The organism is Paenibacillus sp. GXUN7292 (assembly GCF_050864975.1).
Lineage (GTDB): Bacteria > Bacillota > Bacilli > Paenibacillales > Paenibacillaceae > Pristimantibacillus.
This window is the reverse complement of sequence record NZ_JBOZWO010000001.1, coordinates 62364-84425: the sequence shown is the minus strand read 5'-3', so window position 1 is coordinate 84425 and position 22062 is coordinate 62364. Positions and strand designations below refer to the sequence as shown.

Genomic DNA, 22062 nt, shown 5'->3' with positions numbered 1-22062 from the left:
ATATCGCAGCCGGCGTCAATCATTACTTAACGAGTATGAAGAAACTATCCCAAGTAAATAAGTGTGCAGCTTCTTCTTGAACACTGTGCGCTTATAAGCTGACCGCTCATAGGCAATTTGTATTCATTTCGACATTATTTCGACATTACTTCGATTTTACCAGAAATAACGTCTTGTGCAAGAGCTTTTACTTTGTCGATATTTTCTTGGCCGATCGCCGGGCTAAGCGGAGTAACGCTGTCTCTTGTTACATAAGTCAAGCCAACGCCATCCTCTTTAAGACCGTAATCCACTTCGCCAAATTCAAACGTATTGTTTACAAAAGATTTTACTGTCTCATAAGTTACAGTATCCGCACCTTTTAGCTGCGACACAATAACATGCTCAGGATCTTCTACTGTACGGTCTACGTCTTGTCCAGAAGAATAGAAGCCTTGCTCTTTAGCAGCTTCCCAAACGCCGAAATCGCCAATTGCTGCAATGCCTGCAATAAAGTCAGCGCCTTTAGCATGCTGATCAAGAGCTAGCTCTTTGCCTTTCGCTGCATCATTAAAGCTGTTTACATAGTTGATAATAAATTCAGCATTAGGGTTTGTTTGTTTCAAACCTTGCTCAAAGCCTTTAGTATAACGAGTCATAATCGGCACATCCATCGCTACAACTGCGCCGACCTTGTTTGTTTTAGTAACAAGTCCTGCAACAGCGCCAAGCAGGAAAGCTGCTTCATGCTCACGGAACGCTACGCTGCGCACGTTAGGCAGGTCAACCTTAGTATCCACAATAGCAAAAGGTCTGTTTGGATTTTCGGCTGCTACTTTGTTTAGAGCATCCTCCGCTTGGAATGTAGCTGTAATGATCAAGTCATAGTTGTCAGCAACTGCAGATCGAAGATTTTGCTCAAACGCCGCCGGGTCGGATGCTTCTGTTGTTTTAACTTCTACACCGAACTCTTCACCCGCTTTTTTCAAGCCTTGATCCATTAGCTCAAAGAAAGGGTTAACGCCGATTTTTTCCGGCAATACAAGTGCGATGCGCTGTTTTTTGTCTGAGCCGCCGTCAGCACCTTTTTCGTTGCCGTTATTATTTTTTTCTTTGTCAGAACCGCCGCAGGCTGCAAGCAAGCCTACCATTAATACTAGTGTCAATAATAAAGCAATCTGTTTTTTCAATTATGTCTCCCCCTGTTCCTGTCCAAAAACTTAATTCCCTTTAATCCTAGTTGTTTTGTGGGCTTTTGTCAACCTATTCGTATCAAGCACCTTCAACATTTTACAACATTTTTCGCCATCATTGAATGAATGGTGAAGTTAATCTGGTGCAAAAAGCTCTTTATTCACAATTTTGTAACATTGAATACCCTTACTTTGGTCAGTGTTTCCTTTTTTACAGTAAAATAGCAGCCTTTTGAGCTGCTATTGAAGTTCAGATTAATGAATCGGAATCCGCATATCCATAACGCATCCGCGTCTGCATTATATTTAGTTGAACCATTTTGTAAGCAATGGGATAGCAGCTTGCTTGTTATTATAACCAAACTTGAATAATTTAGCCGTATCTTCGAATCTCTGGTCAGAGCTGCCGACCCCCATAACTACTGAGATCAATCTGCGTCCATCCTGTATAGCTGTGCCCGTAAAGCAATAGCCCGCTTCAGGCGTGTATCCTGTTTTGAAGCCGTCATTGCCAGGATAATAGAAGCTCCCGCCTTTCAACATTTGATTAGTAGCAGGCAATACTTTGCTTAGCCCCTCAAGCTTCAAGCTGCTTCGGCTTGATATTTCCAGCACCTCAGGATATTTTTTAATTAAATAACCGGCCAGCTTCGCAGCATCGGATGCTGTCATCATCGTATTACTGCTGCTGGAAGCCTCATGGAATGCGATTAAGTCGGCATTGTTCAACCCTGTAGCATTTGCAAAATAAGTATTTGCAGACAATTGAAGCTTGCTTGCTCTGTCGTTCATTAGAGCTGCAAATTTCTCCTCTGAGCCGCTAATATGCTCGGCTAGAGCGACAGCCGCATCATTGGCAGAATGAATCACTACAGCATCAAAAAGCTCTCTAACCGTGTAGCTTTCCCCTTCTAGCGCCCCCATTTGTGAGCCGGGCACTTCAGCTGAGTAACGGCTTATTGTTACTTTATCCTTCCACGAAATATGCTTCCCGTTAATCTGCTCCAGCACAATAAGTTCGGTCATCATTTTGGACATGCTTGCTGGCGGCATCGCCTCATCCGCATTGACCTCATACAGAACTTCACCAGTAGCCGCATCAAGCAATATTGCCGCTTTAGCCCCCAATAATGGCTGGCCCCCATTGGCAGCACCACTTTTAACCGAACTGGATAATGCATAGATTAAAGCAGCAAAAGCAATTAGGGCAATAATAGGAAAAGCATTTTTCTTTTTTCTGCCACTTCCGGCCCGAGATATGTTGGTATTAAAAAGACGTTCTGACTGCTTGAACATATTCATTCCTCCATCGTTTCACTTCTTATATAGTCCACTATACAAAGCGAAGTTTAAGGAGGTTGTAACTGAATCATAAAAAAAGCTTAACGTTTCTTAATAATTAACGTGTGCTTTCAACTTTTACAAAGCATAAATTGGCGGGCCGGCGCTACTCATTCAAAAACATCCGAACATGATAGATCAGTCCGCATAGTTGTGAAAAGCTAGGATCGCAAAAAAGGAGCCATAGCCAAAATCCTCGTTTGGAATGGAGTTGCGGACAACATTCAGGGATTTTAGTACGACTCATTATAAGATTAACGTATTCTGAACTTTTGCATCATTTTTTTACATCAACTACTTTAGGAATATCTAAAATCCGGAATGGCAGCGTTAATGCAGTCCAAACATTTGATTCTGGTTAGCCCTATTTTCAATATTTCACTGGCAAATAGATTCTAAAAACGGTCCGCTCCATTGTGCTCGTCACTTCTATACGTCCGCCATGCTTTTCAACGATGCTTTTACATATCGCAAGGCCTAAGCCTGAACCGCCCTTCCACTGTGTTCTCGACTTATCAACACGATAAAACCGGTCAAATAGATGCGGCAAATCCAATGAGGAAATCGGCTCGCCATAATTAATGACATCAACTGCGACTTCTCTTCCAACAAGCTCCGTGTGCAGCTCGAGCCTGCGGCCATCCTTTCCATAATGCATCGCGTTGGCAATTAAATTCTCAAACACTCTGGCCAGCATAGCTGGATCAGCCTCCAGCATAATAACAGGCTTGGAGCTGGTCATATGGCTATTCATTCCCGCCTCCTGCAGAGACAAATGATATTGTGCCAGCAATTGGCCTAAAAGCTCAACGATATTGACCTGTTCTTTATGCAAGGTTACGGAATCATGTCTCATTCTCGTGTATTCAAACAGATCATCGATGAGCACATGCAGGCGCTGCGATTTTTCGTACGCGATTTGCACATAATAGCGAAGCTCTATTTCATCGCGGTAGCGATCTTGCTCGATAAGTCCCAAATAACCGATAACGGATGTGAGTGGCGTTCGCAGATCATGTGAAACGTTCGTAATAAGCTCATTTTTAGTTTGCTCAGCCCGTCTTTCCTCCTCGAGCGCATTTTCCAAACGAGACGACAGCTGATTTACATTTTGCGCCAAATTGCTGAAAGGATTGTTATGCCGCATTGGAATCTGATGATTAAGCTGCAGCTGTCCGTTCGCAATTTTTTTGACGGTCTCATTCACGACATTCAAATAGTTGAATAAAAACCACTGCAAAACGACGAAATAAAAAATAAACAGGCAAATGCCAGTCAAGCCAAAAAACACAGTATCGCCGAACATGTTTAAAAGCGAGGACCCGATACTGCGAATCGTCCGAAAATTGCGGCCTGCTACTTCACCCGTAAAAATTAGAAACATTAATGTGGCAAAAGCCAATACTCCGCTTATCACTACGTTAACCAAGCTGCGAAAAATTAAACGGAACATTAAATTATCCTTCAATTTTATATCCCACTCCCCATACTGTAACGATCAGCTTTTCTCCAAGCTCCTTCTCCAGCTTATCTCTAAGCTTGCTTATATGGACCATTACCGTATTATTGGAATCAAAATATTTCTCTTTCCAAACCTGCTGAAAAATATCCTCTGCACTGAACACTCGGCCCGGCTGGCTGGCAAGCAGATGCAAAATGCCAAATTCGGTAGAAGTCAAATGCAGAGGAACCCCGTTCACTTCCGCCGAATGGCTCAACTTATCGATACGCAGCTGCCCTAGCCGCAACTCCTGCTCGTTGCGTTCTGGCGATCCTGACTCCTTTACAGCGCTGTACTGGTAAGAGCGCCGGAGCAAGGAACGAACGCGTGCCAGAAGCTCTAGCGGATTGAAGGGCTTAGTCATATAATCATCGGCCCCTGTCATTAATCCTAATATTTTATCCATATCCTGCGTCTTGGCGCTAAGCATCAAGATGGGTACATGCTGGTCACGACGCAACGTTCTGCAAACCTCCAGCCCATCAAGCTTAGGCATCATAATATCAAGAATGACCAGTTGAAAGTCCTGCTCTGCAAACAATTCAAGAGCCTGCTCTCCGTCATATGCCTTCTCTGTTAAAAAGCCTTCATTGCGCAAATATATTTCAATTAAATCCGCGATTTCTTTTTCATCATCTACAATTAGAATACGTCTATCCAAGCGTAACTCGCCTCCGCTTATAATATGTTCAGCAACTATTTACTATCATTGATGCTTCTCTGCTTACTATACATGAACTGCATCCCCTACGTCATGAAAATACAGCAACATTTATAATATTTAAGCATTTGTTAATATTTTTTTAAAACAATACATTTTATAATATCAACTTTCGCAGCTTAATTTCGGCAGCTATATTATGATGTCATTGATCAAAATCCAGTGCTAGCTAGGATGAATCCTGCATGTGTACTTTGAAAAACATCGAAAACGGCACTACTAGGTACATGAAATCAGCTTTTGGAAAAGTATATTTCTAACGAATCTGAAAAGGCGCTATTTTCAACGAAAACAGAAATTTTTCTATTGTACGAAACTCATCAACACTATGCGCGACGGTGCCACCTCAAAATGGCTAATTGTATATGAAAATTCATACAGAATCGGTCGGTGCCACCTCAAAACGGTTAATTGTATATGATATTTCATATACATTTCGCTGAAATGCCCCAAATAACACAATTGTATATGAAAAATCATACAGAATCGGTCAATGTCACCTCAAAACGGTTAAATGTATATGAAATTTCATATACATTTAGCTGAAATGCCCCAAATAACACAATTATATATGAAAAATCATACAGAATCGGTCGGTGTTACCTCAAAACGGTTAATTGTATATGATATTTCATATACATTTCGCGATACAAAAGGTTTTTCAACAGTCTGATGATGTACATGTAGAATCGTTGATAAAAAAGGCGAATCTAGAAGCACAAATTGTATTTAGCTTCCACCAGCGCTTGGCCATTTCTCCATTCTAAAATAGGATATGCCCCGAGCCATATGATAAGCAATTTTTGTTCTCGAGCAAATTAAACGCTTTTGTGCATAAATAGCTGCCTTCGCCACGCCTCCTCCCCCAAGCTCAAAGTGTAGCCAATACTTGGCCAATATGATAAACTGGACTGTATTGATAATTTTTTATAGACACGGAATCGCGAAATTTATTTCGTTGTTCTTTATAATGAGGAGGTTCTACCGATGGCATCAAAAAGAATGCGCTCTGACATGATTAAAAAAGGCTTCGACCGCGCGCCTCACCGCAGCTTGCTGCGTGCTGCCGGCGTCAAGGAAGAAGATTTTGACAAGCCGTTTATCGCGGTTTGTAACTCCTATATTGACATTATTCCTGGCCACGTTCATCTTCAGGAATTCGGAAAGCTTGTAAAAGAAGCGATTCGCGAAGCAGGCGGCGTGCCGTTTGAATTCAACACAATTGGCGTTGACGATGGCATTGCGATGGGACATATCGGCATGCGCTATTCCCTTGCAAGCCGCGAAATTATCGCCGACTCTGTCGAGACAGTAGTTAATGCTCACTGGTTTGATGGCATGGTATGTATCCCTAACTGTGACAAAATTACGCCAGGTATGATTCTTGGCGCTTTGCGCGTTAACATTCCAACTATGCTTGTCAGCGGCGGCCCGATGAAAGCCGGAAAAACTTCCGATGGCCGTTCCATTTCTCTATCCAGTGTATTCGAAGGCGTCGGCGCTCACCAGGCCGGCAAAATCGATGATAGTCAGCTAATGGAGCTGGAGCAATATGGCTGCCCTACTTGCGGCTCCTGCTCAGGCATGTTTACAGCCAACTCCATGAACTGTTTGGCAGAAGGACTAGGACTTGCGCTTCCGGGCAACGGTACAATTCTTGCTGTATCGCCAGAGCGTAAAGAATTCGTTAAGCAGGCTGCTCGCCAGCTGATGGAAATTATTAAGCTTGATATCAAGCCTCGCGATATCGTTACTAAAGAAGCAATCGACAACGCTTTTGCATTGGATATGGCTATGGGCGGTTCAACAAATACCGTTCTTCATACGCTCGCTATTGCTCATGAAGCTGGTATTGATTATCCGATCGAGCGTATTAATGAAGTTGCTGAACGCGTACCGCATCTGGCTAAAATCGCTCCTGCATCCGACTACCATATCGAAGACGTTCATAATGCAGGCGGCGTTAGCGCGATTTTGAATGAATTGTTCAAAAAAGAAGGCGCGCTGCATGGCGACTGTATTACTGTAACCGGCAAAACGCTGCGCGAGAATGCAGCTGGCTGTGAGATCCAAGATACGGACGTTATTCATACAATTAATAACCCGCATACAGAGCGCGGCGGACTAGCTGTTCTGTTCGGCAACCTTGCACCAAACGGAGCAATTATTAAAACTGGCGCCGTTGACAAATCGGTAGGCGGCTACCATAAAGGTCCTGCGATTTGCTTCGATTCACAAGATGACTGCCTGGCAGGCATCGCTAATGGCAAAATTAAAGAAGGACATGTTGTTATTATTCGCTATGAAGGACCGCGCGGCGGCCCAGGCATGCCTGAGATGCTCGCTCCAACCTCACAAATTGTTGGTATGGGACTTGGCGCCAAAGTAGCACTTATTACAGATGGCCGCTTCTCCGGCGCATCCCGCGGCATTAGTATCGGTCACGTTTCGCCTGAAGCTGCTGAAGGCGGCCCGATCGCTTTCGTTCAAGATGGCGATATCGTCGAAATTGATATGAACAACCGTACGATGGATTTGCTGATAAGCGATGAAGAATTTGAGAAACGCCGCGCTGCATGGCCTGGCTTCGAACTCAAAATCAAACGCGGCTACTTGGCCCGTTATGCTCATCTTGTTACATCTGCCAGCACAGGCGGCGTAATGAAAATGTAGTATTTACTTTTTCTAAACCTGTACGTCCTTTAATTAGGGCGTACAGGTTTTCTTTTAACATGCGCTGAGCGTATAACAACCGTTTTTATTACAGCAAAAAACCAGCAATACGCTGACTGCTTCAGTCAAATGCGTTGCTGGTTTTTTATGGCTTAATAAGTATAAGAACATTACATAACGGTTTTCGTACCTAAAGCAGCTGTTTCGTCAGCTGCCTGCTGAAAGCTCCGCTCAACAGCACCGCCTATCCGCTCTGCTTCCTCTTGCACTCGATTCAGACTGGATGTCGCATATTTTTTAACGACTTGCGTCGGCATTAGCAATATACGCGGCGTAAGCTTCTTATTGGTCAAATTCGATGATTTCCGTTTATTTTGCAGCTTGGGATTGGTTAGCACCTTCATTAATAAATTCAAATAAATGCTGGACGCTCGTGCAAACATCCCATCAGGCATCGGTATAACCTGAAATCCTAGCCGGTCTGCCCCTCGGTGTATCATCGTAACGCCATATACCGCTTTAATATTTTTGGCTTCCGGATCGGCAGCCAGTTGATCAGCCAGCTGCGGCAAGGCATATTCGATTTCTCGAAGCATTCGCAGTCCTGCCGCAAGTGGTGTTTTGGAGGTAACGGCAATACTGGACAGCATCTTATTGTCAAAATGAAGCTCAGCGATCTGATCGCCTTTCTCTACCTGACCACCTTCGGCCAGCTCGACCTTTTGACCGGTATAAGGAGTAATGCGGTAGTAAAAAGTCGGGGTCTCGCGATCGCCGACTTGCTTTAAGCGGAACATCGCGTGGAACAGCTTTTCCCAACCGAGCCACAATGAAATTAGCAGACGCTTGATCGGAGAAAGCCTAAGCAAACGATTAGCGTCAGTCAATTTGATCATTTGATCAATGCCGACAAAGGAATAGCCTTTTTGCTTGGCTGCCTCCAAATAAACTTCAAGCGCAGCAAGCATATTAGCCGGAGCATCGATATCTGCGCCAAGCGTCCGTCCGCAATCATGGAGCAGCAGCACTTCACCGGGACGGAGCTTTTTCATAAGCCGCTTCTCCATGCCTTTTGCTCCCACGCGTATACGCCAATCGCCGAATAACGCCGACCACAAAATAATTTGCATATGTCCCAGATTGGAATAATCGAACAAGTTTACAATGCCCCAAGGCGGACGGTAGTAAATTGATCTTTTGCCAGTGGCAGCCTCAATGACATCGTTTGTACGATCAATTTGGCGCTTCACCGTTTTGGGACGCATAAGCCAGTTGGATTTGTGCACATAATTGTGGACACCGATCACATGGCCCTCTTCAACCATACGCTTAAGCAGCTCTGGTTCTTTTTCAGCGTGAGCACCTACTACAAAAAAAGTTGCCTTCGCATCATAGCGCGCTAATAAGTCCAACAACTTTTTTGTATAAACCGGGTCAGGCCCGTCATCAAAGGTCAGCGCAATTTCTTTATGGGCATCTCCTTTTTTAAAAACGCGAAATCCGAATGTACGACTGACAAGCCCCGGAAGAAAAGCGTAGAAGGTCATCACATAGAATCCCCACAACAGCAAATTTTCCATAGTTTATTTTCCCCACCGTTTATGATATTGTACATGATAACAAGCAAAGCAATCCAAAAACTGCCAAGCTTCATCTGAACATGTACGAATGCAGGATCCATCGTACTGTTTATAAATCCCTCTTGTTCAATGGATTAGCAACAAAACACGAATCAGTTCATCCAAATAATTTAACAGCGATAACTTTAATTGTAGCATATTCAGTCAATAAATAGGTACTAAACTTAATTTTTTATAGTACAAACTTAATGAATCTAATTGCACTTTTGTCCGTACTAGCTATTATATGATTCTAAAGGAGAGAGTAATGAATGCTTCCTTTTTATAAAAAATATTGGAGAACCGCTTTTGATATCGCTTTAATTGCACTAACCGTCTATTTAATTATGTTTGCTTTCAGTTATGTATACCACATAGCCACCCCAATATTTTTCGCTTTCGTTATTTTTCTCGTTATTGAACCTTTGGCAAAATTACTTAATAAATGGGGAATAAAAAAATCTATTGCGACAGGCATTTCTATCGTCATCTTTACCCTTCTCATTCTGGCAGCCTTCTCCGGCATCGCTTATATGATAACAAAGCAAGGCACGGAGCTGGTCAATAAATTTCCTGAATATCAGGATATATTAGCAACTAATATTGCTATTATTGCTGAAGAGCTGCAAATTCAAATCGGCAAGCTGCCTGAAGATGTGGATGTTGTAAAAAAATCGAGTGAGCTTCTGCAAGGCATGTCCGAAAATATAATCAAATGGCTAAAAACAGGATTACTCGCGCTGTTAGGCTATTTTTCATCCTTCACTGCCTTTTTGTTCAATCTTATTGTGGGTATCATTTTAGCCTATTTCCTTAGCATTGAAATTAAAGACTGGAACCGGATCGCTAAAGAAAAGACGCCAAAAACGTTTAAAGCAGCATTTTCATTCCTTAAAGAAAATGTATTCAAAGGCATCGCTTCCTACATAAAAGCCCAGCTTAAAATGATTACAGTCACATTTGTGGTCATTCTGATCGCACTAATTATATTGAATGTCAAAAACGCCTTTACAGTGGCGTTTGTAGCGGCTATATTCGATATTTTGCCGTTGCTTGGCGTCAGCACGCTGTTTATTCCGTGGATTACCTATTTGTTTATCGTCGGTCAAACCTCTTTAGCCATTTGGCTTACTGTGCTGCTGCTGGTCGTTATCCTGACCCGCCAAGTGCTGGAACCCAAAATTACCGGCGATTCTTTAGGTGTATCCGCCTTTACGATGTTAGCCTTTATGATTATTTCGCTATCCTTGTTCGGCGTTGCCGGCGTTATTCTATCGCCTGTTCTAGTTATTTTGTTGAAATCACTATACGATCAAGGCTATCTGCATCAATGGATTCGAACGCCTATTGATGAATTTGACGATGATGAAAACAAGCCGGCCGCGGACGATGTTCAAGCCGGCTTGCCAAAAGACCAAGTTTAGAAAGTAATACCGTTGGTATCTGTCAACGCTGCAGCTGTGCAGCAATATCCATAACGCCTCGAAATATAACAGCTGCTTGATTGGAGCTGACAGTCGAGCGGTTAGCGGATAGCACAGCTGCAGCGTATTTTGGCTTTTGTACCGGGCCATAACCGATAAACCATTGATGTACCCGCTCCTGACCTTTCTTCTCTACCTGTGCGGTACCGGTTTTGCCGGCCAGCCTCCATATACCGGGGCGAATTGCTTTTCCCGTCCCTCTCTCCACTACCGCCTCCATCCCTTTAAGAATAGCCGCTGACGTGCTTTGGCGTATGCGGGAGGTGCTGGAGGCAGTCTGCACAGGCAGCCTGACCATCGTCTGATGATTGGCATAGCGTATCTCTTTTACACTCCGCGGCTCGAGCACAGTACCGCTATGAAGCAAGGTAACGACAAGATTGGCAGCTTGAAGCGGGGATATCGCCACATCGCGCTGACCGATTCCGCTTTGGGCAGTCACACCGCCATCAACAGGCGCCGCCTCTGGCAAAAATATTCTTCCCGGCTCCTCTTCCTGCAGCAGCCGCAGCTTTGCAGGCAGCAGCGCTTTCGTCTGCTTGCTCTGCCAGCCAGCCTGTCCAAGCATGCCCAGCGCACTCGCCGTACGTTCAAGCCGCTCGCTTCCCGCTCGCTCAGCAAGCGTCGCAAATACAATATTGCAGGATTGGGCGAGACCTTCCTCCCACGTAATTGCGCCATGTCCGTCCCGCTTCCAGCAGCTAAGCTTATATTTGCCGTAGGAACCGTTGCAATAAAAGAGCTCATCTTTATCCGCCATGCCCGCTTCAAGCGCTGCAGCAGCCGTTACAAGCTTGTAGATCGATCCTGGTGCAACTGCCTTTAACGCATAGTTCGTCCACTGAGAGCCATCCGATGCTGTAAATCGTTGCGGCAGCTTCGGTCTGGATACCATCGCTGCAATATCCGCATTGTTTGCATCAAGCACAACTATCGCGCCTTCAACTAGCCCGATCTGATCCGCATACTCTTCCAATTTGTTTTGCAGTCCCAAATCTATCGTGGTTATTACTTCAAGCGGATAATAGCTATTGCGCGGCTGTTTAATGCGCAAATCGAGCCCATGGAGCGGATAGTTGCGCCCATCAAAATAATAGGAGGCATACGTCGCTCCAACACTATGAATAAGCGGCTCAAGGGAGCGCTCCAGGCCGCTGCCGCCTACCTGGTCGGTCAAGCTGCGCTTGCCGGACATGACCGCTTTTTGTTCATTGCGCAGCAGCCATTCTGGATGCTGGCTTGTAAATCCGATAATATGTTTATTTTCAAAAGCTGCAATATATCTATTTTGATAGGGCAATACTCTTATTCCATCTATATGCAGCTGTTCGATCCGTTCTGCTTCTCTGTCAGATAATTTTATTGGCCTTCCATTTCTGTCCTGCCAATAAGCCGGATCCTGCTGCTTCTTTAAATATTCCAGCAAATCTGAGCGGCTGATGGACAGAAGTGTAGCCAGCTCGTTCAGTTTTGTTTCCTGCTGCTCTTCCCAATGTCGAAAAACAGCAGGAAACAGCGCCAGGGACATATAGCTTTCCCCTGTTATCGGATTCCCGTAGCGGTCATAAAAATTGCCTCTTCCACTATTCACAACGATGCTTTGCTGCCTTTGATGAATGGAGGTCCGCTTCCACTTCGCCAGCTTCTCAGGCGTGCCCGCGGTCGTCGCAAGCGTCGTCCAGCTCGACGGGATTAGCTGCAGCCAGGCCAATCGAATTGTAAACAAAGCCAGCAAAACAGTTATAGCCATTCCGATTTTCCACAGTCTTTTGCTCATAACAATGTCTTTACCTTCCTGTCGGTTGTTGTCATAGCATTATTATTCCCTTACCGTGCAGACCTTCATACAGCATGGCGCAATCGTTTAGATCGGTAATAAAGAAAAAGAGTGATTATGGCTCTCTACCGAGCATAATCACTCTTGCAATCTATTCGATCTTAAACTTAGTTAGCGTTTCTTTCAGCCCGCGCGATACAGCATCAAGCTTTTCTGACAAAGCTACCAAATTGTCACTGATGCCAAGCTGCTCATTGCTAAGCGATGCTACTTCCTCCGACGTTGCAGAGGATTGCTCAGCAACCGCGCTTACGCTTGTCATCGCATCCGCAAGTATCGTTTGCGAGTTATCCAGCTCGCCTATCGAGCTTGTTACATTTTCTAGCTTTTGAACAAACTGCCCCATCTGGCCTCGTACTGTTAAGAAGATTTGATTGGCTTCCTTCACTGAGCTGATCTGCTCCTGGAATATTGGATAAGCATTCGATAACACTTCTACCGTCTCGCCAATTTCCGTTTGAATAGATTCTGTAATTTGGCCAACAACTTCAATCGATTGCCGTGATTGTTCAGCCAACTTGCGAATTTCATCCGCTACAACCATAAATCCACGACCAGCCGTACCTGCTCTCGCTGCCTCTATTGCCGCATTAAGCGATAGAATATTGGTCTGCTGCATAATGCTAGTAAGTACATCCAGTATTTGAACGATAGAGCCTGTACTTTCTTTTAGCGAATCGACCTTTTCAACCATGGAACGCGTCATCTCTTCTGTCATGCCAGTCTTTTCAATTAACGTATTCATGTAGCTGGTGCCTTGCTCGCTCGCTTGCTCCACTTCAACAGCTGACTGCACCATTTCCTGATTCGCATTCATAACATTCTGCATTTGCTCATTAATATTGCTAGTCATATCGCTTCCTTTTTCAGCCTCTACAGCAAGGCTGGTAGCGCCATTAGCAATTTCTTCAGTCGCAACAGCAATTTCTTGAGCTGCGATTGCCGTTTTTCTGGAAGAGTCTGAAAGCTGCCCTGCAGTAGTCAGCACCTCTTCCGCAGAGCGCGTCGTCTGAACCGCAAGCGCACCGATTTGACTCATCATCACATTGAAGCTGCTGCTCAGCTGGCCAATCTCATCCGCGCGTTTCTTTTGCGACGCTCTTACAGTCAAATCGCCATCGGAGCCTTTTTGCATCAACTGGCATAATTGAATAAGAGGAACTGCAATGATACGAATAACTAGAGCTCCGATCAAAATAGCTAATACAGCAGCAACTAAAACTGTAATCAAAGTAAGATCGCGAATCTGATTCGCATCCTTAATCAGATTCTCAACAGGGATAGTTCCAACCAGCTTCCATTTTGGGATCGTTTCAAACGATTTGTAAATAGTTAGCAGCTCCGCGCCAGCCGAATCATTCAGCTTAACGCTGTCCCTTACATCTTCTTCAGCGATTAGCGGCAATGTAACATCCGTCGGCAAGCCTATCATATTGTAATCATAGTTAGTAATATAAACACCATCGCTATTGACAATAGCTAGCTTGCTATGTTCGCCTAGATTTACTTCCTCATAATGCTCAATGATGAATTTTACCGGAATTTCTATTACAAGCACATATTGTTTATTCCCAGTTCCATTAATCCCCTTCACAAGTCTGGTTAGTGCTATGGCGGGCTCGCCATTCGATGCGATAATGCCGTCTGAATCCGATGCGATCCAGTTAACACGGCCCGCTTCCTCAACAGTGTGCTTAAACCATGCTTTTTCTTTGGCTTGATCCGCCAATGTTGTAGAACCGTTGCCGGCAATAATAACCGTTCCGCTTTTTTCAGGAATCAGCGCTGCGCCCAGAATAGAACGATTACTCATAATATAGGCGTTCAGCTTCTCTGACAATGTCCGATTCGATTGCAATCTTTCAAAATCATCTGTCGTTGAGCCAATCGTATCCAATAGCGAATTAATTTCCTTATCCAAAATCAGCTGCAATGAAAGATCATTGAAGGTCTGGAATACAACATCCATATTGTTTGCTACTTGGGTAACCGTCTGCAGGCTTGCATCGGAAACATTTGTTTCTATAGCATTTTTAGCTTTTGAATATGCCATCAATCCTACCGTAAGTACACAGGCGACAATGCTAACAAAAAATAATGCGAACAGTTTCGTTCCAATTGACTTTCTAAAGCTGAGCAGATTGCTCTGCTGAATCTGCTTCCAAATATTTTTTTTGTCCTCATGCTTTTGCTTCATTTCTTGCTTCTTTTCTTTAATCGTTTCCTTCTTTTCCTTCACAGCTTGCTTTATAGGTTTTGAATTGCCTGGCATTCAAACAGCCCCGCTTTCTTATTGTTATCTTGTAAAAAATAATATTCAGCGCCGTTATTGTATTTTAAATTTGGAGAGAGTTTCTTTAAGCCCTTGCGAAACAGAATCAAGCTGTTCCGAAAGCTGAACGAGACCTGTGCTTATATTCATTTGCTCGCTGCTTAGCGACGCGACTTCCTCCGAGGTAGCTGATGATTCCTCAGCCACTGCGCTTACGTTCGTCATAGCCTCCGCTACTATAGCCTGCGACTGGTTAAGATCTATAACCGACGATGAAACAACATCTAAACTTTGTGCAAATTCACTCATCTGACCTCGTACGGCAAGGAATATTTGATTCGCTTCCTTTACAGAGGCAATTTGCTCCTGGAACAATGGATGGGCGGTTACTAGCACTTCTACGGTTTCATCCATTTCTGTCTCGATTTTGGCGATCATTTGCCCTACAACATCGATGGAATGACGGGATTGATCCGCCAGCTTGCGTATTTCATCTGCAACTACCATAAAGCCTTTGCCCGCACTACCGGCGCGCGCCGCCTCGATCGTTGCATTCAGCGACAAAATATTCGTTTGCTTCGTAATATTGTTGAGCAGCTCAAGTATTTCAACGATAGAGCCTGTGCTATCCTTCAAGGTTTCAACCTTTTCCACCATAGAGCGAGTCATTTCTTCGGTCTGGCCTGTCTTCTCAATGAGCGTGCTCATATAGGAGGTTCCTTTTTCACTTGCCTGCTCCACTTCTGCAGCTGATTGCACCATTTGCTCATTTGCATATATTACAGCTTTCATCTGGTCTGTAATATTAACGGTCAAGTCACTGCCGCGTTCTGCTTCATGAGCGAGGCTCGTTGCCCCTTTGGCAATTTCTTCTGTCGCTACTGCAATTTCCTGTGCAGCCAAGGCTGTTTTTTTGGATACATCCGACAGCTGCTCTGCAGTTGCCAGCACTTCAACGGCAGATTGCGTAGTTTGCTTGGCAAGTCCAGCTATTTGCGTCATCATTTCATTAAAGCTGCCGCCCAGCTGACCAATTTCGTCCCTCCGTTTTTTCTCTTCATAGCGGACCGTCAGATTTCCCTTGGCCCCCTTTGCCATCTGGGAGGTAAGCTTATTGAGCGGCCGTGCTATCGTGAATACAACAAATATGCCAACCGTGATTGCGATTAACGCCGCCACAGCGATTGTAATCCATGTCACTCGATTAATAATTTGCGCATCTTTAACCAACTCTTCAACAGGAATGATTCCTGTCAGTTTCCAGTCCATCGCTTTGAACTTCTGATAAACCGTCAATACCTCTTCATCTGAAGCCGTGAGCAGCTTCTTAGAGCCATATTCCGCTTCATCGCCATCTGTCGGCAGCGTCACTGGAGCTGGTTGATTAATTAATTCTTCATTATTAGAAATTATGTAATTGTTTTGCTCATCCATTACGATTAGTTCACTGTTTTCACCTAAGTACACATCGCTGAAGCGCTTGCTTACAGACTCCACGGATAAATCTATAATGACTACAAATGTTGAATTGTTGGATCCAGTATTTCGTAACACGCGCCCTAGCCCGATTGAAGGCGATTTTTGCTGAGTCGTCAAGCCTTCCAGCTGGGTAGGAATCCAAAACGTTTTTCCACTATATTCAAGTATCTGATTGTACCACTCAGCTGCTTTAATTTCATCAACCTTCAGCACAGTCGAATTGCCGGCTATCAGTACTGGCAGCTTCTCATGCAGCGGAATTAGCATCATACCGCGGATGCTCGAGTCTGTCATCATAAAGCTTTGCAGCTTGCTGGACAGCTGATTTTCCGTTGTAAATCGTTCGTAGTCATTCGTTTGATTCATAATATTTTCCGTCAGCTTTTGGAACTCTTTATCTGTAAACATAGAAAGTGTTATATCTTCGTATGTTTTAAAAATAACGTCCATATTGCTGGCAACTTGCTTGATCGTCTGCATGCTCGATTCTGACACTTTGCGCTCTACCAAGCCTTTGGCCTCGGAATAAGCCAGCATTCCAACCATCAATACGCAAACGACAATACTTATAAAAATAATAATAAATAATCTCGTTCCTACTGAATAAATGAGGCTTCCAGCTGACTCGCCTTCGCTTGATGAACGATTCATCTTTAATTTCCCCTTCTTTAATACTTGTTCATCACTCACATTAACAGACCTCGCCTTCGAAAATTAAGTAAATTATGTATGAACTATAATATTTATCGGATTCTCTTCCGACTTTTGTAATACCTAAAACAAAAAGAACCCCGACTTTAGTCTCAGAGGTTCTTGTGTTGTGAAGCATTTGACTTATTTCATCTTTTTACGCATCATGTCCATCGGCTCGACCGGCTTAAGCGTTCTAACCCGAATGTATTGCAGTGGGTGGCGGGCAACCTCAAGCAGATTGCCGTCCATGTCCGTCATTTCCGTAATCGTTTGTTTAAAAAATCTGCCGCCCGGGCCTACAAATTCCACCTCTTGCCCAAGCTTGAAATGATTGCGCTGCTGCAAGGTTGCAAAGCTTGTCCGCTCATCAAAATCATATACAATGCCGGCGAAATCGTATGGGGCCGCTTTTTCTTCTGCATCATAAATATGATCCTCAGCACCCGGTGTATCAAGGAAAAATCCTGTATTAAGCGGCCGATTGGCAGCTTTATTAATTTCATCCAGCCATTCCTGCTTCACTTCATACCCTTGCGGATCTGCAAAGTATGCGTCAATCGCCTGCCGGTATACATTCACAACTGTCGCTACGTAGTGAATGCTCTTCATGCGCCCTTCAATTTTGAAGCTGTCGATACCGACATCAATCAGCTCTGGAATATATTCAATCATGCATAAATCTTTGGAGCCCATCGTAAACAATTCGCTGTCTTCTTCATATAACGCTTCGTCTTCATCATGCAAATCATACTTCCAACGGCAGGACTGGCAGCAGCCGCCGCGGTTCGAATCCCGGTCTGTAAAATGGTTAGATAATACGCAGCGGCCTGAATAGGAGGAGCACATTGCTCCATGAATAAAAGCTTCAATCTCAACATCAACATGCTGCTTGATCTGTTCGATCTCTTCAAAGCTGGTTTCGCGAGCCAGCACGACGCGGGGCAGCCCTTCATCCTTCCAAAACTGGACAGTTTGCCAGTTCATTGTCGACTGCTGTGTGCTTAAATGCACCTCAAGCTTAGGCGCAACACGCTGCGCGGTTTCGATGATCGTTGGATCAGCTGCGATAATTGCTGCAATTCCTGCTTCCTGCAAGCTGCGCAAATATTGCTCAAGTCCTTCAATATCTTCATTATGCGCATAAATATTGGTCGCAACGAATACTTTTGCACCGTAGCGCGCAGCGAATTCAACACCTTCCTTCATTTCCTCAAAACTAAAATTGTCTGCATTGGAGCGGAGACCGTATTTTTGACCGCCGATATAGACGGCATCAGCGCCATAGTGAACCGCAAATTTCAGCTTTTCCAGGTTGCCTGCCGGCGCTAGCAGCTCTGGCCGCTCCAAGCGATTGCGCTTGCCTGAATATTTTGTAGTTTGTGTAGTAGCAATACCCATTATTGATCACACCTTTGCTTAGCCTTATATCAAACGCTTTTAATAAACCTGTTCCTTGAAGAAAAAGCCAAAACTTAGCTCACGCTTCTCATCCTGCAGCGCTTTAATCGGCTCCAGCCATTCCTCTTGAAATTCGTACGCCTCCGGCGATGCAATATATAAATCGATTACTTGGCGATATGCTTTCACAACCGCTTCATTATATGCTGTAGATTTCATTATACCTTCTACTTTGAAACTATCAATCTTTGCGTCAAGCAGCTCATGTAAATTTTCAAGCATGCAAATATCATCGGAGCTCATAATATGAGTACCGTTTATATCCTCATAAATAGGGTATGTTTCCCCGGGACGCTCGGATTCTGTCAAATACAGCCCCTGCTCCATTGCCTTGCTAGGCAGGCGGTCTGAATTATTGTGATGATCGAGATAGCTTTGCACAAGCTGACGCTTGGAATGATAAATATTAGTCATGCCGTGGACTTGTACTTGAATTTCCAGATCCGTATGATCCTTCATTTCTACAATTTGTTCCATATTCAGCTCTCTAGCCAGTACAAATCTTGAAGCGCCGCGTTTTCCCCAATAATTAGCAGTGGAATAATTCGTAGAAGTCATCTCTGCGTTCCAGTGCAGCTTAAGCTCCGGAGCCATGCGGCGGACAGCCATCAACACTGCTGGATCGCCGAATACGACGCCGTCAATCTGCATACGCTGCAGCGCTAGAATATAGTCGTCAAGCAGCGGAAGCACTGCATTGTCTATCACATTATTCAAAGCGGCGTATATTTTTACACGATGCTTCTTGGCCAGCTCAGCTGCCTCTTGCATTTGCTCGATTGAAAATTCGCCTGCCAGTCTCATCCCGAAGCGTGCTTCTCCTACAACAAACGCATCCGCACCAGCTTCTATTAGGACTTTCATTTCATCAAGCGATGCTGCGGTACATAATAATTCTGGTTTATAGGTCATGTTGAGCCTCCTATCTAAACAAGTATAAGGTGAGAACCTATACTTTCCTATATTTAGAAAATACTCGAGCTGCAATCATCTGAAGATTGCACTCGAGCTTGTCCATTATTACTTGCCTTGGTTGCTTTTTTCTATATTTTTTTGGTGTTCGCTAAAGGTTTTAGCAAAATAATGCGTATTGGTACCGTCTTTCTTAGTAACATAGAACAAATAATCCGTTTTTTCCGGATTCAGCACAGCCGATATAGAAGCAAGGCTTGGCGATGCGATCGGACCTGGCGGCAAACCGTCGTTGCGATACGTGTTGTATGGACTTTCGATTTCCAGATCGGCATGCAGCAAGCGTTCTTTAGGCTTATCCAGCGCATATTGAATCGTCGCATCTATTTCCAGCCTCATCGGCTTGGCAAGGCGATTCAAAATGACGCCCGCAACGATCGGACGTTCCGAGTCGACAACAACCTCACGCTCTACAAGCGAAGCGACAGTGAGCATTTGATGGAAGGTTAGGCCAGATTGCTCCAGTGTATCCTGCCAGCCATCAGGCAATGTACCCAGCTTGCGGTCCATCTCGGCAAGCATGCGCAAAATGATTTCCTCTTCTGTGCTGCCTATTTTCATCTCATACGTTTCCGGGAACAAATAGCCTTCAAGTTTATGTTTAAGCTTGGCGTTCTTTGGTAAAGACAAGACTGACTCTACCTCGCCCCATGTTTTGTCCTCTTCAAGCAGCTTTAAAAACTTGTCTTTATCGACCAATTTTTCATTTGAAAGCTTATCTGCGATTTGCTCAATCGTATAACCTTCCGGAATAGTAAAGCGTATAGTCTCTGCTTTGATCGTATCTCCAGAATTTAACTTTGCTATAATTTGGGTCGTATCCATGCCGGGGGTGAGCTCATACTGGCCAGCCTGAAAGCGTGAGCCTTCTTTTTTATATTTTAAATAATAGCTGAATATTGTGGCATTTTTAATAATCCCTTTTTCCTCAAGCTCATTGGATACGCCTTTTGCAGACATCCCTTTTGTAATTGTAATTTCAGTTGCAGGCCCGGCTGGCATTGGACGCAAGTTATTCCATAAATAAAATGCTGCGCCGCCTGCCGTAAGCGCCATTAAGCTGAGCAGGCTGATAACGACCCATAAATTAATTAGCCAAACTCTCGGTCCTGGCTTTCTTTTGCGAACTCGCTTTTTTTTCCTATCCTTCTCCAAGCATTTACACCTTCTTTTACGGAAATGAACAAACGAAAACAGCTATCGCCGAGCACAAGGGCAAAAGCTGTTTTCCGCGTGTATATTTATGATGGCCTATAAGGTTCACTTATACGCACTTATTCAAGGATAAACGGCTCCGCTGTTCTTTGGAGAAGCGCGTTTATCGATGATTTATTGGTGCAAAGAGGACAGGCGAGCTGTCCCCTTAGCGTAATTCATCACAATCTTTAAGGTCTTTCTTCATCTGCAAACTGCAAATCATCATAAGCTTCGCAGGCTGTCTCCCATTCATCTTCATCGTCAATCGATTCAAGCTGCAGATCGTCGCCGATTTCGATTACGCGGAACAGATCAATCTCGTCTTCCTTGCGCATATCTTCTGTTTGAAGTGCTGCATAGACTGCATCGCCAAGCTGAAATTCAGCCTTGATGTAATAAGCAAATTCCTCGCCGTTGTCATCGACAAGCTCGATAACTTTGCCGAATGCCTCGCTCAACCGATGAAGCAGATGCGGAGCAGCATACTGTGCATCTGACATTAATCCTGATCCTCCCAATCACCCATTAGCGTGTTGAAAGTTTCTTCGACCATATTCCATTCTTCTTCATCTTCAATCGTATACAGCTTCAGATCGTCGCCATCCTCTTCATAACGGAAAGCGTAGACTTCATCCTCTTCCTCATTCTCGCTGATTAGCGGAACAACCATCATATACATTGCATCCGAGTTGTCCACTTCAAACTTCATAATGACTTCAAACTCTTCCTCGTTGCCTTCTTCATCCGGAATATAAATGATTTCCGGTTCTTCATGCTGCATGTCGTCCTTTGACATCGTTACCCTCACCTTTTCGTTTTAGAATCGAGATAATTTTGCAAAATAATCGTTGCTGCCATCTTATCAATGACGGCTTTTCGTTTTTTACGACTGACGTCAGCATCAACCAATAGTTTTTCTGCTGCTACGGTCGTCAGCCGTTCATCCCAAAGGTGAACGGGTATGCCGAGCTTTTCCTTTAGCAGCTCAGCAAATGCGATGGAAATTTCTCCACGCGGGCCGATTGAGCCATTCATATTCTTCGGCAGTCCTAGCACTACCTCCGATACTTCATGCTCTCGTACCAACTGTGCGATGCGGTCAATTTCTCCGCTATCTCTTCTTTTCTCAACGACTTCAAGTCCTTGAGCAGTCCACTGGAAGGCGTCGCTAATTGCGATTCCAATATTGCGATCTCCGTAATCTATTCCCATAACTCTCATGTAATGAGCGGCTCCTTGCATTCCTTAATACCACTTGTGTATCTGCTGTATATTGCTCTCCCGGGGAAGCACGGTTAATTGAACCCAACCATGTCTAATGCTGGCATTATGACTTTTTGGATTTAAGATAAAACCGAACCAGCTCTTCGATTAATTCGTCTCGTTCTTTTTTGCGAATTAAACTTCTGGCGTTGTTGTGCCGCGGAATATACGCGGGATCTCCGGACAGCAAATAACCTACGATCTGGTTGATTGGATTGTATTCTTTCTCAAGAAGCGCCTCATACACAGACAGCAGAATGTCTTCCGAAGAAGCTTCCACCCCCTCCGCCTTCACGTTAAACTTCATGGTTTGGTCCATGGAACTCACTAACAGCACCTCGCTTTTCGAAGCATATCATACTTAAATCACAGAAGGATAA

17 protein-coding genes are annotated in these 22062 nt (G+C 44.3%); 2 read left to right on the top strand and 15 right to left on the bottom strand.

Annotated features, from left to right (window positions below):
- Positions 1–134: 134 nt before the first annotated feature.
- From ACRRU2_RS00380 to ACRRU2_RS00365, 4 genes are all read right to left on the bottom strand, one after another.
- Complete coding sequence (locus ACRRU2_RS00380) at positions 135–1169, bottom strand: BMP family lipoprotein (RefSeq protein WP_432499586.1); 1035 nt, start codon at positions 1167–1169, stop codon at positions 135–137.
- Between the two features lie 309 nt (positions 1170–1478).
- Positions 1479–2468 carry a D-alanyl-D-alanine carboxypeptidase family protein gene (locus ACRRU2_RS00375; RefSeq protein ID WP_331702170.1) on the bottom strand — a complete coding sequence of 330 codons (990 nt, stop codon included), beginning with the start codon at positions 2466–2468 and terminating at the stop codon, positions 1479–1481.
- Positions 2469–2883: 415 nt separating this feature from the next.
- A complete protein-coding gene (locus ACRRU2_RS00370) occupies positions 2884–3981 on the bottom strand; it encodes a sensor histidine kinase (protein WP_331702169.1) in 1098 nt (365 codons plus the stop codon).
- Positions 3971–4675 carry a response regulator transcription factor gene (locus ACRRU2_RS00365; RefSeq protein ID WP_331702168.1) on the bottom strand — a complete coding sequence of 235 codons (705 nt, stop codon included), beginning with the start codon at positions 4673–4675 and terminating at the stop codon, positions 3971–3973. The genes ACRRU2_RS00370 and ACRRU2_RS00365 overlap by 11 nt, the downstream gene beginning before the upstream one ends.
- Positions 4676–5722: 1047 nt before the next feature.
- Between ACRRU2_RS00365 and ilvD the strand changes: the two genes are divergently transcribed.
- The gene (gene ilvD / locus ACRRU2_RS00360; protein ID WP_331702166.1) at positions 5723–7408 is read left to right on the top strand and encodes a dihydroxy-acid dehydratase; all 1686 of its coding nucleotides are present in this window, start codon (positions 5723–5725) and stop codon (positions 7406–7408) included.
- Positions 7409–7578: 170 nt separating this feature from the next.
- Here ilvD and ACRRU2_RS00355 read toward each other — a convergent pair whose 3' ends face one another.
- A complete protein-coding gene (locus ACRRU2_RS00355) occupies positions 7579–8988 on the bottom strand; it encodes a polysaccharide deacetylase family protein (protein ID WP_331702164.1) in 1410 nt (469 codons plus the stop codon).
- Between the two features lie 311 nt (positions 8989–9299).
- Between ACRRU2_RS00355 and ACRRU2_RS00350 the strand changes: the two genes are divergently transcribed.
- Positions 9300–10451, top strand: a complete 1152-nt coding sequence (locus ACRRU2_RS00350) for an AI-2E family transporter (RefSeq protein WP_331702163.1) — start codon at positions 9300–9302, stop codon at positions 10449–10451.
- A gap of 22 nt (positions 10452–10473) precedes the next feature.
- On the opposite strand, the gene ACRRU2_RS00345 is transcribed toward ACRRU2_RS00350, so the two are convergent.
- The 10 genes from ACRRU2_RS00345 to ACRRU2_RS00300 form a co-directional block, all read right to left on the bottom strand.
- A complete protein-coding gene (locus ACRRU2_RS00345; protein ID WP_331702162.1) occupies positions 10474–12288 on the bottom strand; it encodes a peptidoglycan D,D-transpeptidase FtsI family protein in 1815 nt (604 codons plus the stop codon).
- A 151-nt stretch (positions 12289–12439) separates the two neighbouring features.
- Entirely contained in the window at positions 12440–14620 is a 2181-nt protein-coding gene (locus ACRRU2_RS00340) for a methyl-accepting chemotaxis protein (RefSeq protein ID WP_331702161.1), read from the bottom strand.
- 54 nt (positions 14621–14674) lie between these two features.
- The gene (locus ACRRU2_RS00335; protein ID WP_331702160.1) at positions 14675–16750 is read right to left on the bottom strand and encodes a methyl-accepting chemotaxis protein; all 2076 of its coding nucleotides are present in this window, start codon (positions 16748–16750) and stop codon (positions 14675–14677) included.
- Between the two features lie 183 nt (positions 16751–16933).
- A complete protein-coding gene (locus tag ACRRU2_RS00330) occupies positions 16934–18190 on the bottom strand; it encodes a peptidase U32 family protein (protein WP_432499585.1) in 1257 nt (418 codons plus the stop codon).
- A 39-nt stretch (positions 18191–18229) separates the two neighbouring features.
- Positions 18230–19162: a peptidase U32 family protein gene (locus ACRRU2_RS00325; protein ID WP_432499583.1), complete on the bottom strand. Its 933-nt coding sequence runs from the start codon at positions 19160–19162 to the stop codon at positions 18230–18232.
- Between the two features lie 108 nt (positions 19163–19270).
- Complete coding sequence (gene mltG / locus ACRRU2_RS00320; protein WP_331702157.1) at positions 19271–20377, bottom strand: endolytic transglycosylase MltG; 1107 nt, start codon at positions 20375–20377, stop codon at positions 19271–19273.
- A 230-nt stretch (positions 20378–20607) separates the two neighbouring features.
- Positions 20608–20919 carry a DUF1292 domain-containing protein gene (locus ACRRU2_RS00315; protein WP_331702156.1) on the bottom strand — a complete coding sequence of 104 codons (312 nt, stop codon included), beginning with the start codon at positions 20917–20919 and terminating at the stop codon, positions 20608–20610.
- The gene (locus ACRRU2_RS00310; protein ID WP_331702155.1) at positions 20919–21215 is read right to left on the bottom strand and encodes a DUF1292 domain-containing protein; all 297 of its coding nucleotides are present in this window, start codon (positions 21213–21215) and stop codon (positions 20919–20921) included. The genes ACRRU2_RS00315 and ACRRU2_RS00310 overlap by 1 nt, the downstream gene beginning before the upstream one ends.
- An 8-nt stretch (positions 21216–21223) precedes the next feature.
- On the bottom strand, positions 21224–21640 hold the full coding sequence (gene ruvX / locus ACRRU2_RS00305) for a Holliday junction resolvase RuvX (protein ID WP_331702154.1): 417 nt from the start codon (positions 21638–21640) through the stop codon (positions 21224–21226).
- A 106-nt stretch (positions 21641–21746) separates the two neighbouring features.
- A complete protein-coding gene (locus ACRRU2_RS00300; protein WP_331702153.1) occupies positions 21747–22010 on the bottom strand; it encodes an IreB family regulatory phosphoprotein in 264 nt (87 codons plus the stop codon).
- Positions 22011–22062 lie beyond the last annotated feature (52 nt).